The sequence below is a fragment of the Streptomyces sp. NPDC015032 genome, from assembly GCF_043080425.1.
In the GTDB taxonomy this organism is placed as follows: Bacteria; Actinomycetota; Actinomycetes; order Streptomycetales; family Streptomycetaceae; genus Streptomyces.
This window is the reverse complement of sequence record NZ_JBIBVN010000045.1, coordinates 39,092-55,122: the sequence shown is the minus strand read 5'-3', so window position 1 is coordinate 55,122 and position 16,031 is coordinate 39,092. Positions and strand designations below refer to the sequence as shown.

15 protein-coding genes are annotated in these 16,031 nt (G+C 71.4%); 5 read left to right on the top strand and 10 right to left on the bottom strand.

Annotation, left to right across the window (positions count from 1 at the left end; genetic code table 11):
• Nucleotides 1-98: 98 nt before the first annotated feature.
• A complete protein-coding gene (locus ACF08M_RS36105) occupies nucleotides 99-944 on the bottom strand; it encodes an amidase (protein WP_392189522.1) in 846 nt (281 codons plus the stop codon).
• Nucleotides 945-991: 47 nt separating this feature from the next.
• Between ACF08M_RS36105 and ACF08M_RS36100 the strand changes: the two genes are divergently transcribed.
• From ACF08M_RS36100 to ACF08M_RS36090, 3 genes are read left to right on the top strand one after another with little or no spacing between them, the layout of a single operon-like run.
• Nucleotides 992-1,642 carry a TetR/AcrR family transcriptional regulator gene (locus ACF08M_RS36100; RefSeq protein ID WP_392189521.1) on the top strand — a complete coding sequence of 217 codons (651 nt, stop codon included), beginning with the start codon at nucleotides 992-994 and terminating at the stop codon, nucleotides 1,640-1,642.
• A complete protein-coding gene (locus ACF08M_RS36095; protein ID WP_392189520.1) occupies nucleotides 1,639-2,511 on the top strand; it encodes an alpha/beta fold hydrolase in 873 nt (290 codons plus the stop codon). Before ACF08M_RS36100 ends, ACF08M_RS36095 begins: the two co-directional genes overlap by 4 nt.
• A 31-nt stretch (nucleotides 2,512-2,542) precedes the next feature.
• Nucleotides 2,543-3,100, top strand: a complete 558-nt coding sequence (locus tag ACF08M_RS36090; protein WP_392189519.1) for a DinB family protein — start codon at nucleotides 2,543-2,545, stop codon at nucleotides 3,098-3,100.
• 43 nt (nucleotides 3,101-3,143) lie between these two features.
• Here the strand turns inward: ACF08M_RS36090 and ACF08M_RS36085 are convergent, their stop codons facing one another.
• The 9 genes from ACF08M_RS36085 to ACF08M_RS36045 all read right to left on the bottom strand — a co-directional run bounded on the left by ACF08M_RS36085 (nucleotide 3,144) and on the right by ACF08M_RS36045 (nucleotide 13,346).
• Nucleotides 3,144-3,548 (bottom strand): GntR family transcriptional regulator, encoded by a 405-nt coding sequence (locus tag ACF08M_RS36085; protein WP_392189518.1) that lies wholly within the window; start codon nucleotides 3,546-3,548, stop codon nucleotides 3,144-3,146.
• A gap of 45 nt (nucleotides 3,549-3,593) precedes the next feature.
• Complete coding sequence (locus ACF08M_RS36080) at nucleotides 3,594-4,568, bottom strand: ABC transporter permease (protein ID WP_392189517.1); 975 nt, start codon at nucleotides 4,566-4,568, stop codon at nucleotides 3,594-3,596.
• Entirely contained in the window at nucleotides 4,565-5,509 is a 945-nt protein-coding gene (locus ACF08M_RS36075; protein ID WP_392189516.1) for an ABC transporter ATP-binding protein, read from the bottom strand. Before ACF08M_RS36075 ends, ACF08M_RS36080 begins: the two co-directional genes overlap by 4 nt.
• Nucleotides 5,510-6,058: 549 nt before the next feature.
• Nucleotides 6,059-7,087 carry a LacI family DNA-binding transcriptional regulator gene (locus ACF08M_RS36070; RefSeq protein ID WP_392189515.1) on the bottom strand — a complete coding sequence of 343 codons (1,029 nt, stop codon included), beginning with the start codon at nucleotides 7,085-7,087 and terminating at the stop codon, nucleotides 6,059-6,061.
• A 65-nt stretch (nucleotides 7,088-7,152) separates the two neighbouring features.
• Nucleotides 7,153-9,054 carry a glycoside hydrolase family 36 protein gene (locus ACF08M_RS36065; protein ID WP_392189514.1) on the bottom strand — a complete coding sequence of 634 codons (1,902 nt, stop codon included), beginning with the start codon at nucleotides 9,052-9,054 and terminating at the stop codon, nucleotides 7,153-7,155.
• 5 nt (nucleotides 9,055-9,059) lie between these two features.
• The gene (locus ACF08M_RS36060; RefSeq protein ID WP_392189513.1) at nucleotides 9,060-9,875 is read right to left on the bottom strand and encodes a carbohydrate ABC transporter permease; all 816 of its coding nucleotides are present in this window, start codon (nucleotides 9,873-9,875) and stop codon (nucleotides 9,060-9,062) included.
• Nucleotides 9,872-10,822, bottom strand: a complete 951-nt coding sequence (locus ACF08M_RS36055) for a carbohydrate ABC transporter permease (protein ID WP_392189512.1) — start codon at nucleotides 10,820-10,822, stop codon at nucleotides 9,872-9,874. Before ACF08M_RS36055 ends, ACF08M_RS36060 begins: the two co-directional genes overlap by 4 nt.
• A gap of 5 nt (nucleotides 10,823-10,827) precedes the next feature.
• On the bottom strand, nucleotides 10,828-12,159 hold the full coding sequence (locus tag ACF08M_RS36050) for an ABC transporter substrate-binding protein (RefSeq protein WP_392189511.1): 1,332 nt from the start codon (nucleotides 12,157-12,159) through the stop codon (nucleotides 10,828-10,830).
• A complete protein-coding gene (locus ACF08M_RS36045) occupies nucleotides 12,144-13,346 on the bottom strand; it encodes an aminotransferase class V-fold PLP-dependent enzyme (protein WP_392189510.1) in 1,203 nt (400 codons plus the stop codon). The genes ACF08M_RS36050 and ACF08M_RS36045 overlap by 16 nt, the downstream gene beginning before the upstream one ends.
• Nucleotides 13,347-13,859: 513 nt before the next feature.
• Here ACF08M_RS36045 and ACF08M_RS36040 point away from each other — a divergent pair.
• Nucleotides 13,860-14,693, top strand: a complete 834-nt coding sequence (locus ACF08M_RS36040; protein WP_392189509.1) for a M55 family metallopeptidase — start codon at nucleotides 13,860-13,862, stop codon at nucleotides 14,691-14,693.
• Nucleotides 14,686-16,029, top strand: coding sequence for a M20/M25/M40 family metallo-hydrolase (locus ACF08M_RS36035; RefSeq protein WP_392189508.1), 1,344 nt, complete (start codon nucleotides 14,686-14,688; stop codon nucleotides 16,027-16,029). The genes ACF08M_RS36040 and ACF08M_RS36035 overlap by 8 nt, the downstream gene beginning before the upstream one ends.
• Nucleotides 16,030-16,031: the final 2 nt, after the last annotated feature.

Genomic DNA, 16,031 nt, shown 5'->3' with positions numbered 1-16,031 from the left:
CGCGAGCTGTCCGGCGTTGCACCGGACCAGGCGGTGGCCGGACCTCTCATCAGCGTCTCCGACGGCACCTCCCGGGCCCGGTGACACCACCCCCCAGGTCATCCGTTCGACAGGGGGCAACAGTCATGCCGGGCCCGGAGGCCAGCGGCCCTCTTGCAGGACCGCGAAAAACATAACGGGGCTTCGCAGGCCCGCTCGTAGCCGTCGGCGCGGGGCGGATGCACGGTGCCGGCTCCGGTACGGGTGGTCAGCGCATCGAGGAACGCCGCGGTGTCGCGCACGGTGCGGGCGAGCGGTCCCTTCACGGAGAGCCCCATTCCGTCGTTGCCGTTCGGGCCTGCCATGATGAGCCCGCGGCTCGGTTTCAGCCCGACCACACCACAGGCGCTCGCGGGGGAGCGCACGGAACCGGCGCTGTCGCTGCCCTGGGCTATCGGCACCAGGAACGCGCCGACCGCCGCCGCCGCCCCGCCACTGCTGCCGGCCGCGCTGCGGGTGAGGTCGAACGGGCTGCGCGCGGGGGCGGACACCTCGGGTTCGGTGTAGCAGGCGGCACCGAACTCCGGGACGGTCGTCTTGCCGAGGCTGATCAGCCCCGCTTCGGCCATGATGTCGACGATCTCGTCGTTGTGTTCGGGGATCCAGTCGTGGAACAGCGCGGACCCCAGTGTGGTGCGCACGCCCGCGGTGGCCTCCAGGTCCTTGACAGCGGTCGGCACGCCGAACAGGCGCGGCAGCTCGGCGCGGTCCGATGCGCGCAGGGTGCGTCCGGCCGCGGCCGCGGCGGCGCGGGCCCGGTCCGCCGACACGGTGGTGAACGCACCCACCCGGTCGCCGTCCTCGATCCGGGCCAGCAGATGGTCCACGACTTCGGCGGGAGTGGTCTCACCGCGCTCGTAGGCGGTGGCCAGCTGGAGAGCCGTGAGGTCGTGCAACTGCGTCATGGAATCTCCCATTGCCGTTTCGTTACGCGTATCGATATGGTGGCGGCATGGCGGGCGAGAAGGCAAGCACTCCGAAGAACGGCCGTCCCCGGGCGGTGGGCCTCGACACGATCCTGGACGCGGGGACCGAGATCGCCGACGACCGGGGCCTCGACGCGGTGACCTTCCGGGCGCTGGCCGACCGGCTGGGTGTGTCACCGATGGCGATCCACCGCACGACGGGGGGTATCAACGCCCTCCAGCACGCGCTGGTCTCCCGGATCGTCGGCGAGGTGACCGGGGCCGTGGACTGGCCGGACCACTGGCGCGACGTCGTCCGGCTGTTCGCCGAAACGCTTCGTGACCTGCTCATGCGGCACCCGGTCATTCTCGAGGCGCACCGCAGAGCCCCTCTCGTCGGTCCCGGCGCGGACGATGTCGCCCTCCGGATCGTCGCGGCGCTGCGGACCGCGGGGCTCGACGAGGCGTCCGCCGTCTACGCGTACGGCACGCTGCACGATTTCGTCACCGGCCACGTGGCGATCCGCCTCGGCCGCGGGAATCCGGAACAGCTCCGGCTCCCGCCCGAGCACCGGACCCTGTCGGTCTTCGCCGACCACCACGACTACGACCGTCGGTTCGCCTTCGGTCTCGACCTCGTCATCGGCGGGATCGCCGCCGCTGCAGCCACCCCCGTATCGCACGAGGAGCAGAGATGACCCCCTCCTGGCCGGATCTGCCCGAGACGGTCCGCCTGACGGGCCCCGGCGGGCGCCGTATCGCGTACTGCTCGTACGGGGATCCCGCCGCCCCGCCCGCGATCGTGCTCCATGGCACACCCGGCAGCCGGTACGAGGGTGTCGCGCTGCGGCAGGCCGCCACGGAGGCGGGTATCCACCTGGTCTTCCCGGACCGCCCCGGATACGGCGAGACCGATCCCGTACCGGGCCGTGGCTTCCACCGCTGGAACGACGACTTCGTGGCCCTGCTCGATCACCTCGGCCACGAAAGGGTCCCGCTCGCGGCGATCTCGGGCGGCGGCGGATATGCCCTGGCCGCGGCCCAGGCCCACCCGCAGCGGGTGTCGAAGCTGATCCTCGCGGCCGCCGCCGTTCCCGGAGCGCCCAAGGAGACGTACGCGCGCCGGATCCCCGTCGTGAAGCTGCTGAACTGGATCGTCCGGTGGGCGCCGGCAGTCGGCCGGTCGATGCTCGCGGGGACCGGGGTCTTCAAGTCCCTGAGCAAGCGCAGGCCGAACTTCAAGGCCTGGCCCCGGGCCGATCAACTGGTGATGGCCACCCCCGAGTTCGCGGCGCTGTCCGATCTGGACACGACCGAGGGCCGGCGCCAGGGCATGGACGCGGCCGTGACCGATCTGGTCGGCTACTCCTACCCGTTGCCGAACCTGCTGGGCTCCGTCTCCGTACCCACCGTCTTCCTCCACGGCGACGCCGACGGCAACGTTCCCATCGAGGTGGCGCGTTGGGCGCACGCGCGGATCGATGGCGCCCAACTGCACACCATCCCCGACGGCGGACACCTCTTCCTCCTTCAGGACGCGGACCTGCTCATCCGGGAACTGACCTGAACACGGCGTGCCCGGTGCCAGGATGGCCGCCATGACTTGGACGGCACCCCGCATCGAACGCACGACGGCCGACGGCGACCAGCTGAACGTGCCGAGCACCGCGGACGAGCGCGTCATGCTGGAGGGCTGGCTCCGATGGCACCGGGAAACGCTGCTCACCAAGCGCGCCGGACTCGGCCCGGAGCAACTGGCCCGCACGGCCGCAGAACCGTCGAACCTCACGCTCCTCGGTCTGGTCCGGCACATGGCGGAGATCGAACGCTGGTGGTTCCGGCGGAGTTTCGCGGGTGAGCCGATCGGGGACGTCTTCACCGGTCCCGACGACGGGGACGAAGGCATCGACGGCGTCGACGCCGCCCACGCGGCACGCGACTACGCCGCGTTCCGCGCCGAGGTCGAGGCGTGCGAGGCAGCGGTGGCCGGGCACGGCCTCGACGAGACGTTCCTGTCGACGACACGTGGCCGGCTCGTCAGCCTCCGCTGGGTGTACCTGGTGATGATCCAGGAGTACGCCCGCCACAACGGCCACGCGGACCTGCTGCGCGAGCGGACCGACGGCGCCACGGGGGACTACCCGGCACGGGGTTGAACGCGGTTCCGTACTCCGTGGACGAGGAGTACGGAACCATCCCTCACCCGTCGGTCCCGGACGGATACACCGCCGCGTACGCCGACCGGAACAGGGCGGTGACCTCCTGGCCGCTGAGTCCCTGGGTCCGGGCCTCGTCCAGCCACTCGGCGAGCGAGGCACGCAACGGGGTGTCGGGGCCCTCCTGGGCCGTGGCGAGGGAGCGGGTGATGAAGGTGCCCGCCCCCTGCCGTACCTCGGCGAGACCCGCGCGCTCCAGCTCGCGGTACGCCTTGAGGGTCGTGTTCGGGTTGACCTTGGTCTCCGCCGCGACCTGTGCCGCCGTGGGCAGCCGGTCGCCCTCCTCCAGTGCGCCCATGCGCAGCGCCTGTTCGACCTGTCGCACGATCTGGAGGTACGTTGCCACTCCGCTCCGTCTGTCGATGCGGAACACGACCACCGTCTTCACCTCCCGTTGGACTGCCGAAACGATATGTGCCCGTGGGGGCAGGTCCTAGAGGGGGCTCCGGGAGACCCGCCACAGGGCGAACGCGGTGAGTACGGCGCCGGCCACGAGCAGGATGCCCGCTCCCATCCACTGCATGGACTGCATCTGGTCGAAACCGAGGTACTCGTAGACGTTGTTGACGATGCCGTGCTCCTTGATGCAGGCGTCCGAGGCTGCCTCGGTGGTCTTGCTGCACAGCCCCCAGCCGTAGAGATGTCCGTCGGCGGAGCCGATCCAGCGGTCCACCTCGTGCAACTCGTTCAGCTGGGCGGGCATGTCGGCATCGAGTGGGTAGGCGAGCGTGCGCGTCGGCGCGAGGTGTACGCGCAGCTCGCCCCAGACGACCTCGATGAACGCGGCGAAGAGGAACGTGATCGCCATGGACGCGATGACTCGGCGCAGCAGCAGGCCGATGGTGATGCCGGCGGCGGTCAGGAAGAGGCACAGCGCGGGGAGTACCGGACCGGTGCTGTCGAAGATCGGCCCATCCGACCACCGGCTGGGGAACACCGAACGGTAGGGCTTCCACCACCAGGTGAAGAACGCCGACAGCACCGCGCTGGACACGACCACCGCCCCGTAGCACCAGGCGAGCTTCGCCGTCAGCCAGCGGCGGCGGGACACGGACTGGGTGGTGATCAGCTGTGCGGTGCCGTGCTCCTGGTCGCCCGCGATCAGCGGGGCGCCGAGGAAGACGGCGAGGACCAGGGGCAGGGAGCTCAGGGCGGTGAGGGTGAGGCCGAGCCCCGTCGAGTCGAACGTCGGCTGCGCCAGCTCCTTGTCCGGCCAGCCGGCCGCTTCGAGCTTCTGGGCCATCTCGCCGCGCTGGAGGACGAGCCAGATCGAGCCGAGGACCATCAAGGCCAGCAGGGAGAGCAGTGCGGCCCGGTGCTGGCGTACCACGAGCCAGTTCAGCCCGCGCAGCAGGTGAGGCCCCGGCGTCCGGCCGGTTCGGGAGGTGTCGGTCGGGGCGGCGCTCATGAGCTGTGGATCCCTTCGGCCTCGATGCGGGCACCGGGTGTGTACAAGGCGGGTACGTCGGGTGAGCGGAGATGCGCCAGCAGGACTTCCTCCAGGCTGGGTTCGGCGACGACCCAGTCGGCCTGCAGCGGGCCGTTCGTCCGCACCAGCGCGTGGAACTGCCTGCCCTGGACGCGGATTTCGATCACCGTGTGGGGGGCCAGCAGATCGGCCGGGTTCCCGTCCGTGACGAGCCCCGTCACCAGCGCGTGGGCCGGGACGAGCGCGTCCGCGTCGCCCGCCATCCGGATCCTGCCGCCCGCGAGCACCAGCAGGTAGTCGCACATGTCCTCCAGCTCGGACAGCATGTGCGAGGACATCACCACGGTCGTGCCGCGCTCCACGGCCTCCGCCATCAGGAGGGTGCTCATGTCGTGGCGGGCCAGCGGGTCGAGGTCGGACATCGGCTCGTCGAGCAGCAGCAGGTCGGGCCGCTTGCCGAAGGCGAGTGCGAACGCGACGCGGGTGCGCTGACCACCGGAGAGCGTGCCGACACGGGCGTTCATGGGCACCTGGCCCGCCCGTACGATCCGCTCCGCCGCGGCCATGTCCCAGGCCGGGTTGAGCTCGCTGCCCAGGCGCAGCGTCTCCGCCACGGTGAACCGCTTGAACAACGGCTTGTCCTGCCCCAGGAACGCGAATCGCGGCATGGTCGCGGGATCGTCCACCGGCACGCCGAAGAGACGGAGCTCGCCGTCCGTCGGCTGCACCCGCCGGGTCGCGAGTCCCAGCAGGGTGCTCTTCCCGGCCCCGTTGGGGCCGACGAGCCCGCAGATCCGCCCGGCCGGCAGCCGGAACGAGCAGTCCCGCAGCGCCCAGCCGCGGCGGTAGCGCTTACCCAGGCCGCGCGCCTCCAGCGCCCAGGCACCGGATGTGCCGCCCGGAGTGAATGCGTCTGCCATGCACTTCGCCTCAATTCCATTAGTCAATTAATGGAATCATGGTCTTGGTGGTGGAGGACTGTCAAGGCGACGCCAACGACCTCGCCCACGATTGGCAGTGGGAGAAGGAGCGGCGTCTGGGGCCTTCGAATCCAAGGCGGAGGAGGGAGTCGGATGGGGTCTCCCCTGCTCGAACGCAGCTGAGAGCTTGGGGAAGGAGCGTCGGCGACTGACGACAACGCCGGAGGTGGAGGTCCCAGACGCCGCGACGCCGCTGACAATCGTGGGCGAGGTCGTAAGGGGTCTGCCCGCCGCCGGGGCGTGGGATGCCGGGAATGTGCCTGTTCGGGGTGTGGGTCGCAGGTGCGCGAACGCGCCCTCGGACCGCATCTGTTCCGGGTTGTCCCCGTCGGCGGCCGGCAGTGGACCGGCGGTCTCGGGACCGACGCCGGACCCCTCCGGCGACTGGGGGCGGCCTGCTCGATCAGCGGGCCGATCTCCGCATCCAGCACCGATGCCCGGTTCGAGCACCCAGGCCGGCAGGGCGGACGGTGCTTCCGGCGGCGGCCGCTACCGCCCCGGCGTGCTGGCGCGCACGACCGGTTCCGCCGGAAGCAGCAGCCCGCTCGCCGGGGCGGTGGCGGGGTCCTCGACGGCGGTGATCAGCCGGTCGACGAGGACGTGGGCGATGGCGGCCAGGGGCAGGCGCGCGCTGGTGAGGCCGGGCTGGAGGAGCGTGCAGAGCGGGATGTCGTTGAAGCCGGTGACGGCGACGTCGCTGCCGACGGTGAGGCCTGCGGCGCGGACCGCCTGGTAGGCGGTCAGGGCGAGCCAGTCGCTTGCGCAGACCAGGGCGGTCGGGCGGTCGGGGCCGGTGAGCAGGCGCTGGACGGCGTGGGACAGCGCGGCCGGGTCGTCGTCGGGGACGCCGACCTCGAAGGCACCGTCGGGGGCGGCGGCCGCGGCCTGCAGGAAGCCGGCCCTGCGGTCGGCGAGCCAGGGCAGGGACGCGGCGGAGTTGAGGTAGCAGATCCGGCGGTGGCCCTGGTCGAGCAGGAGCCCGACGAGGGCGGCGGTGGCGGCGGTGGAGTCGATGTCCACCCAGTTCTGCGGGCGGCCGGGGGCGATGCGGCCGAAGGCGGCGAACGGGAAGCCGGCCTCGGTGAGCACGTCGACGCGGGGGTCGTCGTGGACGACGTCGGAGAGGACGAACCCGTCGACCTGGCGGGCCGCGATCAGGCCGCTGAAGGACTTGGCGACCGCTCCGGCGCCCTGCTGGGGGTCGGAGCGGAACACCAGGATGCGGTGGCCGACGGCGTCGGCGGCGGTCACCAGCGCCTGGAGGAATCCGCCCATCAGGGGGTTGGGGTCGGCGGGGTTGTCGGCGGGGGCGGGATAGCCGATGACCTTGCGGGTGCCGGTGCGCAGGCTGCGGGCGGACTGGTCGGGCTGGTAACCGAGTTCGTCGATGGCGGCAGTGACCCGGGCGAGGGTGGTGGCGCGCAGCCGGTGGGGTGCGTTGAGGGCGTTCGAAACGGTCTGGCGGGAGACTCCGGCCGCGCGTGCGACGTCCTCGATGGTCACCTGTCGAGCGGTCATCGTTCCTCTGTGGGCGGTGGTCGGTGGGCTGGGGGCGGCGGGTGACCGCCCCCAGCCGCCGGGTGTCAGTGCTCTCGGGTCAGCGTGAGCAGGCCACCGGTCGGCACGGTCACCGAGTTCACCCCGGCGACGAGGTCGAGCACGGTCTCGGACAGGATCTCACCACGGCAGTCCTGGACGCGCGCGCGGGCCTGTTCCGGCCGGCCGGCGGTCAGGAGCACCACGGGGTCGCCGTCCGCGTTGGCGACGAGCAGGGTCTGCGGGCCGTCCGCGGCGTCCCGGTCCGGGAGGGCGACGGGCAGCGGCGCGTAGCGTGCGACCACAGTGGTGTGGTGGTCGCGGGCGCGGACCAGGGGGTAGCCGAGGTCCGGTCGCACGGGTTCCAGGACGCCGAGTTGGAGGACATCGGCATACTCGCGGAAGACGCCGAGCCAGAAGCGCAGGGTGGCGAGCTGGCCGGGGCTCTGGGCGGCGAGGTCGACGGAGATCTGCGGCACCGAGAACAGGGCGTTGACGAGGTGGACGGCGATGGCCTCGGGCGTCTCGGCGGAGTTCCACATGATCATGTCGGCGTGGACGGCGAGCGGGCCCGCGGTGAGCCGGCAGTCGACGGTGCGCTGGCGGTTCTCGGCGGGGCTGAGCGGGCAGTCGGTGGCGCGGATCATGGTGGCGTACGGCCACAGCCCGGGGCTGACGTACGGCTGGCGGTGCTCGACGATCACGTCCGGCCGGGTGCGGCGCAGACGGGCGTCGAGATCGGCGAGCAGTTGGAGCACGCCCTCGTGGACGGCGGTGTGGTCGGCGCCGGCCGGGGCGGGCGGGGGGTCGGTGACGGCGAAGCGGTCGATGAAGTCGAGCTTCAGACCGTCCATGTCCCACTGTTCGACGGCGCGGGAGACCTTTTCGACCAGGTAGGCGCGGACCTCGGGGTGGCGGGGGTCGAGTACGGCCGCGTCCAGGTGGGGTTCCTCGCGCAGGATCATGTCCTTGAAGCGGTCCCAGGCGTCGTTGTGCCGGCCGATGAACGGCAGTGCGTACCACAGGAGGTAGGCGAGGCCGAGCCGGTGGACCTCGGCGACGTGGGCCGCGGGGTCGGGGAAGGCCGCCGGGTTGGGCTCCCAGTCGCCGCAGTGGCCGTAGCCGCGGGCGCGGTCGGTGGTCTGCCAGCCGTCGTCGACGATGATGCTCTCGCAGCCGACGGCCACGGCGAGGGCGGCCTGGCGTTCGACGGCGGCGGTGTCGACGTTCTGGTGGAGGCTGTACCAGGTGGAGTAGGCGGGCATCCGGGCGGCGGGGGCGGTGCCGGGGTGGTGCAGGCCCTCGGCCCACCAGGCGGTGACGGCCTGCAGGGTGGCGGCGAAGTGGCGGCCGCTGAGGTCGATCCGCAGCCGCAGCGGCGGCCCGTCCGGGGTGAGGTCCTGTTCGACGGCAAAGGCGAACTCGCCGCTCTCCTCCACCACGCCGGCGCCGACGCGTACGGGTGCGGAGGTCTCGCCGGCGGCGGCGGTGCACAGAGCGCGGTCGTCGGCACCCACCAGACTGGCGACGGGGGCGCCCAGGGCGAGCGAGACGGTCCGGGGGGCGATCCAGGACGGCGGCAGCCAGCGGGAGGCGTTGGTGTCCGGCGTCCAGTAGGCGGTGGCCCCGACGCAGGGGACCCGCCATTCGGCGCGGACGGTGGACGCGGCCGACGCCGTGACCTCGATCAGGGCCACGCCGTCACCGACCGGGGTGACGGCGGTCTCCAGCCGGTCGCAGCCGAGCCCGGTGAGGTGGACGGTGAGCGGGGCGCCGGCGGAGTGGCGCAGGCCGGTGGCGAGCTGCCGGTGGACGCCGGTGCCGGGGGTGGCCGCGGCCGGCGTGTTCGGGCGCCAGGCCGGGACGGGCTGCTGCGGGGCGGTGTCCGGCTCGGTGAGCGCCTGCGGGCTCTCGGTGAGCTCGTCGGCGGGGCGCGGTTCGGTGGTCACGGTGATCACTCCTTGGTGGCCCCGGCCAGCAGGCCGGAGATGAACTGGCGTTGCAGGACGAGGAAGAGGGCCATCACGGGGACGGCGGCGATGGCGGCGGCGAGCAGGACCTGCGCGTAGTTGGTGGTCGACAGCCCCTGCAGGGTGGCGGTGGCCACGGGCAGCGTGTGCATCTCGGGGCTGCGCAGCGCGATCAGCGGCCAGACGAACTGGTTCCAGCCGCCGAGGAAGACGAACAGTGCGAGCGCGGCGATGACCGGCCGGTTGACCGGGATGACGATCCGCCACAGCACCCGCAGTTCGCCGGCGCCGTCGACGCGGGCCGCGTCCAGGAGTTCGTCGGGCATGGAGCGCAGTGCCTGCCGCATCAGGAAGATGCCGAACGGGGTGACCAGACCGGGCAGGATGACGGACTGGTAGGAGTCGATCAGGCCCAGTTCCATCATCATCTGGAAGATCGGGATCAGCATCACCGCGTCCGGGATGACCAGGGTGCTGAGCAGCAGGACGAAGAACAGGTTGCGCCCGCGGAACTCGAACTTGGCGAAAGCGTATCCGGCCAGGACCGAGACGACGACGGCGCCGATCGTCTGGACGCTCGCCACCAGCAGGGTGTTGAGCAGGACTCGGGTGAGCCCGATCGACTCCTGGAGCCCGTGGAGGTTCTCCATGAGGTGGCCGCCGGGCAGCAGTTTCGGCGGCCAGGAAAACACGTCCTTGTCGTCCTGGGTCGCGGCGATGGCGAGCCAGTAGAACGGGCCGACGCAGAGTGCGAAGGCGCCCGCGAGCAGCAGGGTGAGCAGGGGGCCGCGGGGCTTCACCGGCGCTCTCCCATCAGGCGGACCTGCAGGATGCCGAGCACGGACACGATCAGCGCGAGCGCGTAGGCGAGGGCCGAGGCGTAGCCGAAGTCGAAGTACTTGAAGCCGTTGTTGTAGAGGTACATGGTTACCGTCAAGGTGGCGTTGTCGGGGCCGCCGCCGGTGAGGACGTACGGCTCGTCGAAGAGTTGCAAGGTGCCGATGGTGGAGAGCACCACGGTGAGGAGCAGGATCGGCCGCAGCTGGGGAAGGGTGATGGAGACGAAGCGGCGGATCGGCCCCGCGCCGTCGACCATCGCGGCCTCGTACAACTCCTTGGGAATGCCCTGCAGGCCGGCGAGGTACATCACCGCGTTGTAGCCGGTGTAGTGCCAGGTGATGACGAGGACGACGCCCACACGGGCCCAGAAGGGGCTGCCGAGCCAGTTCACCCGGTCGATGCCGAACAAGGAGAGGACCCAGTTCAGCAGTCCGGCGTCGCGGTTGAGGATCACGGAGAACATCACGCCGGCGGCCACCAGGCCGGTCAGCGAGGGGACGAAGACGCCGAGTCGCCAGAGCGGGCGCAGCCAGACCTTGGTGGAGTTGAGGCCGAGGGCGACGAGCAGGGCGAGGCCGAGCATCAGCGGCACCTGGACGACCAGGATCAGCGCGGTGTTCTTCAGCGCGGTCCAGAACAGCGGGTCGTCCAGCAGGCGCTGGTAGTTGGCGAGTCCGGTGAAGTGGCGGTCGTCTCCGTTGCCGGTGGTGAGGCTGATCCAGAGCGAGGAGACGATCGGATACGCCTTGAAGATCGCGAAGCCCAGGACGGCGGGCATGATCAGCAGGTAGGGGGCGGAGCCGCGGGTCAGCAACTGGCGACGGCGCGGGCGGGCGCGACCGGTGCGCGTCGGGGTGCTGCGGCCGGTCGGGGTGGCGGGAGCGCGTTCGGACGGGGCGAGGGACATGGTGGTCAGGCCGCCTGCTGCCGACCGGTCTGCTGGGCGAGCCGTTCGGCGGCGTCGCTGAGGGCACTGGCCGGATCGGCTCCCTTGACCAGCACCTGGCTCTGGGCGTCGCTGGCGAGCTTGAGAGCACGGGTGTAGTCGCCGGTGAAGTTGGTGGCTTCGGATCCGGAACTGAGCGAGTCGACGAAGGACTTCAGCACCTTCTGGCCGCCGTAGAAGGGGTGGGACGCGTTGAACCTCGGGTCGTCGTACGCCGCGCTGAGAGCGGGGAAGACGCCACCGGAGGTGAACATCCGGTTGATCTCGGCGGGCTTGGTGAGCGCGTACTCGATGAAGCGCCAGGCGGCCCGGCGGCGCTTGCTCGACGCGGAGACGGCCAGGTAGGTGGAGTTGACGATGACGCTGCGACTGCCCTCGGGAACGGCGGCGGGAGGCTGCATGACGCGCCATTTCCCCTTCTGGTCGGGGAACTTGGTGGCCAGGTACTCGACGGCCCAGGCGGGGTCCGGGGAGGTGGCGAGCTTCCCCTGGCCGAGCAGGCGCTTCATGGTGCCCTGGCCCGCGGTGTCGGCGAGCAGGCCGTCGTCATTGAGCCGCTTGATAAGGGTGAGGGCCTGGACGGCTGCCGGGGAGGCGAGCGTGATCTTGCCTTCCTGGTCGAAGTAGAAGGCGCCCTGGAGTTGCATCAGGTTCTGGAAGAAGTCCATGTCCGGGGTGGTGCCGGGCTTGTCGAGCCCCAGCAGCCGGGCGCCGGTGGCGGTGCGGATCTTCGGTCCGGCGGCGATCAGGTCGTCCCAGCTGCTGATGCCGGCGGGGTCGACACCGGCCTTGTCGAAGTAGTCCTGCCGGTAGAACAGCCCGAGGGGGTTGACCTCCCACGGCAGGGCGTGAGCGGCCTTGTCCTTGCCTATGACGGTCGGCCACAGCCCCTGGGTGAAGTCGCTGCTGTACCGGTCGGCCCCTAGTCTGGACAGGTCGGCGAGGCCGTCGGGGAACTTCTCCAGGTAGCCGGGCAGGTAGTCGACACCGATGTGCAGGACATCGGCGAGGCCCTTGCCGCTGGAGGCGAGGCCGACAGTGATCTTGTCCCAGATGGCCGGCTCGCCGACGTCCTGGATGTCGACCTTGATGCCGGGGTTGTCCCGCTCGAAGGAGGGGACGATGCTGCGCAGGGCTTCGGCCGCGGTGGTCCAGCTCCACACGGTGATCCGGCCGCTGTCGCCGTCGGCGCCGGCGGCGCCGCCCGAACCGCTGCTGTTGCAGGCGGCCAGGCCGAGCCCGGCGGCGGAGGCGGTGGCGAGCTGGAGCAGTCGGCGGCGGCTCAGTTGATGGGACATGTCGGCTCCTGGGGATAGTGGGTTGTGCGGTGAGCGAGGGTGTGCAGTGCCTCGGCGAGCAGGTCCGCCGCGGCGCCCGGGGTGGACGCGTGGGGAGACAGCCGGATCCACTCGTCGCGGCGGGTGGTGATCAGGCCGGCCGCTTCGAGGGTGCGGTGGACGGTGGCGGGGTCGTGGCCGGGCAGGCGGAAGGTGCCGATGCCGGCGCGCTCGTGGGGGCCGAGTCCGTCCAGCAGGATGTCGGCGCCGGCCCGCCGTGCGCGGTCGAGCAGGTCGGCGAGGGTGGCGCGGATACGGGCGCCGACGGCAGCCGGGCCGCCCTGGTCGATCAGGTCGTCGATGGCTGCGCCGATGGCCGCGGCGGCCGGGAAATCCGGGTTGGTGGCGAGGTGGGCGGCGGCCCCGGGCAGCGGCGGGGCCGGATGCCGAGGCGCGAAGGGCTCCGCGACGCCGGCCCATCCGCCCAGCCCGGGAGTCAGATGTTCGGCGCACCGGTCGCGGATCAGGAGCAGTGCGGCTCCCCAGCCGGCCCGTAGCCACTTCTGGCCGCCGCTGACGAGGATGTCGGCGGCGTCCGCTTCGAGTGCGACGGCGCCCAGGCCCTGGATGGCGTCGACGATCAGCAGCCGGCCGGGTCCGAGGACCTCCTTGAGAGCGGCGAGTGGTGCCAGGTGGCCGGTGAGCGAGTCGACGGCGCTGACGGTGAGGGCGGTGACGTCGGGAGTGAGGTGGCGGCGCAGGAGGTCGGGGGTGATGTGCCGCTGCCCGGCCGGGTCGATGAGGCGGACTGCGGGGCCGCCGCGGCCGGCGAAGCGGAGCCAGGGATAGAGGTTGGCGGGGAACTCGCCGCGGGGCACCAGGACGGTGCCGGGGCCGTGGAGTGCGGCGGCCACGGTGAACAGGCCGTTGCTGGTGGACGGGGCGAGGGCGATCTCGTGTGGACGGGCATCGAGCAGCCGGGCCGCCGAGGTCCGGGCGGCGTCGCTGAGGGCGAACAGCCGGTCGAGATCGGCGGGGTCGACGCGGGCGGCGAGCGCGGCCGTGGCGGCGAGCGCGGCGGCGGCCGGGCGGGAGAGCGGGCCGACCCTGGCGTAGTCGAGGTAGCCCGCCCTCGGACCGCGGGCGAGGGCCGGGCCGGGCGCCACGGGGGTGACGGCTTCGGATGGGCGACTGATTTGATCGTTCAAAAATCTGCCCTAACGGAGCTTGTTGTGTGTGCTTCCAGGGATTTGAAGGTTCAGATTAGGGAGACCGGTTCGACCCGGCAAGAGGTTCGACACAACTGTTTTCCGGCGAGCCGGCCGACCCCGTGCGAGCGGGCGGCGGGCGGTTCACCGGCACGGGCTCCGCTGCAACGAGAGCCGCCATCGGATTCTTTGGCTCTCGTGTACGGGCCCGACAGGCTCTGAGCCGTCTCGCGATGTCCGGGCCCAGGGCATGGCGCGGGGGCGGGACGGAGCGAGGCCTTCCAGGATCGCGTTCCCGATCGCCGGGTATGGCGACGACCGTGAGCAGTCAAACCTGTGGGACAGGAGTGTTTCGGCCCCGGGCGACGGAGGAAGGGGAGACGGCCGGCAGGCAAAGATGCTTGTATGGGGGCGCCGAGTTGGGCGCCTGCTGATTGGCCTTCAGGAACTCAGGCCGGCAACTGGTGTCATGACCGCCCGGATACCCCTGACCTGTAAGAAGACGGACTCATCATGAAGATCCTGATCAGCGCGGACATGGAAGGTGCCACCGGTGTGACCTGGCCGGCCGATGTGCTGCCGGGCACGCCCCAGTGGGAGCGGTGCCGTGCCCTGTTCACCTCCGACGTGAACGCGGCAGCGCTCGGCTTCTACGACGGCGGTGCCGACGAGGTGCTCGTCAACGAGGCGCACTGGTCCATGCGCAACCTCCTGCTGGAGCGGCTCGACGACCGGGTCCAGATGCTCACCGGGAGGCACAAGTCCCTCTCCATGGTCGAGGGCATCCAGCACGGTGACGTCGATGCCATCGCCTTCGTCGGCTACCACACGGGCGCCGGTGCGGAGGGGGTCCTCGCCCACACCTACCTGGCGAACTCCCTCACCGGGGTCTGGCTCAACGGCGCCCGGGCCGGCGAGGGGCTGCTCAACGCGCATGTCGTGGCCGAGTACGGCGTACCCGTCGTCCTCGTCACCGGCGACGACCTGACCTGCGTGGACGCGGACGGCTACGCCCCGGAGGCCCGCAAGGTCGCCGTGAAGGACTACGTCTCGCGGTACGCGGCGGTGTGCCGCACCCCGGCCCGTACCGCCGCCGACATCCGTGCCGCGGCCAAGGAGGCGACCGCGCTCGCCGTGCGGCACACCCCGGTGAAGGGCGGCCCGTTCACCGTCGAGCTGGAGTTCGACGCCGAGCACCTGGCCCAGGCGGCCACGGTCGTCCCCGGCGTGGCACCCAGCGGCGAGCGGCGCGTCGCCTACACCAGCCCGACGATGTACGAAGGCATCCGCACGTTCAAGGCGGTGACGACGATCGTGTCGTCCGCCGTGGAGGAGCAGTATGGCTGAGGCGACCGGCCCCCGGGAGGGCGTCGACCGGCAGGCACTCGACGAATCGGTGACGTTCACCTCCGAACTGATCCGGATCGACACCACCAACCGCGGCGGCGGCGACTGCCGGGAACGCCCGGCCGCCGAGTACGTCGCTGAGCGGCTGTCCGCAGCCGGCCTGGAACCCACCCTGCTGGAGCGCACCCCGGGACGCACCAACGTGGTGGCACGGATCCCGGGCACCGACCCGTCCGCCGACGCCCTGCTCGTGCACGGCCATCTCGACGTCGTCCCGGCCGAGGCCGGCGACTGGACCGTGCACCCCTTCTCCGGGGAGATCCGCGACGGCGTCGTCTGGGGGCGCGGCGCCATCGACATGAAGAACATGGACGCGATGGTCCTGGCCGTCGTCCGGGCCTGGGCGCGGGCCGGTGTCCGGCCCCGCCGCGACATCGTGATCGCGTACACCGCGGACGAGGAGGCCAGTGCCGAGGACGGCTCCGGCTTCCTCGCGGATCGGCACGCCGCGCTCTTCGAAGGATGTACGGAGGGCATCAGTGAGTCCGGCGCCTTCACCTTCCACGCCGGACCGGCGATGCCGCTCTACCCAATAGCCGCGGGCGAGCGGGGCACCGCCTGGCTGAAGCTCACCGCGCACGGAAAGGCCGGGCACGGCTCCAAGGTCAACAAGGCCAACGCGGTCAGCGCACTCGCCGCGGCCGTCGCCCGGATCGGCGGGCACGAATGGCCGGTCCGGCTCACTCCTACGGTCCGCGCCGCGCTCACCGAGATCGCCGCGCTCCACGGCATCCGCGCCGACCTCGACGCCCCCGGCTTCGACGTGGACGAGCTGCTCGGCAAGCTCGGACCGGCTGCCGCACTGGTCGAACCGACCGTGCGCAACAGCTCCAACCCGACCATGCTGGAGGCCGGGTACAAGGTCAATGTGATCCCGGGGCACGCCACCGCCTTCGTCGACGGCCGGATGGTCCCCGGCGGCGAGGACGAGTTCCATGCCACGCTGGACCGGCTGACCGGACCCGATGTCGACTGGGAATTCCACCACCGCGAGGTCCCGTTGCAGGCTCCGGTCGACTCGCCGACCTTCGCGAAGCTGCGCGCCGCCGTCGAGCGCTTCGACCCGGACGGCCATGTCGTGCCGTACTGCATGTCGGGCGGCACGGACGCCAAGCAGTTCTCCCGGCTCGGTATCACCGGATACGGCTTCTCGCCGCTGAAGCTGCCCGTCGGCTTCGACTACCAGGCGCTGTTCCACGGCGTCGACGAACGCGTCCCCGTCGAGGCACTGCACTTCGGCGTCCGCGTCCTCGATCACTATCTGCGCACGGCCTGACC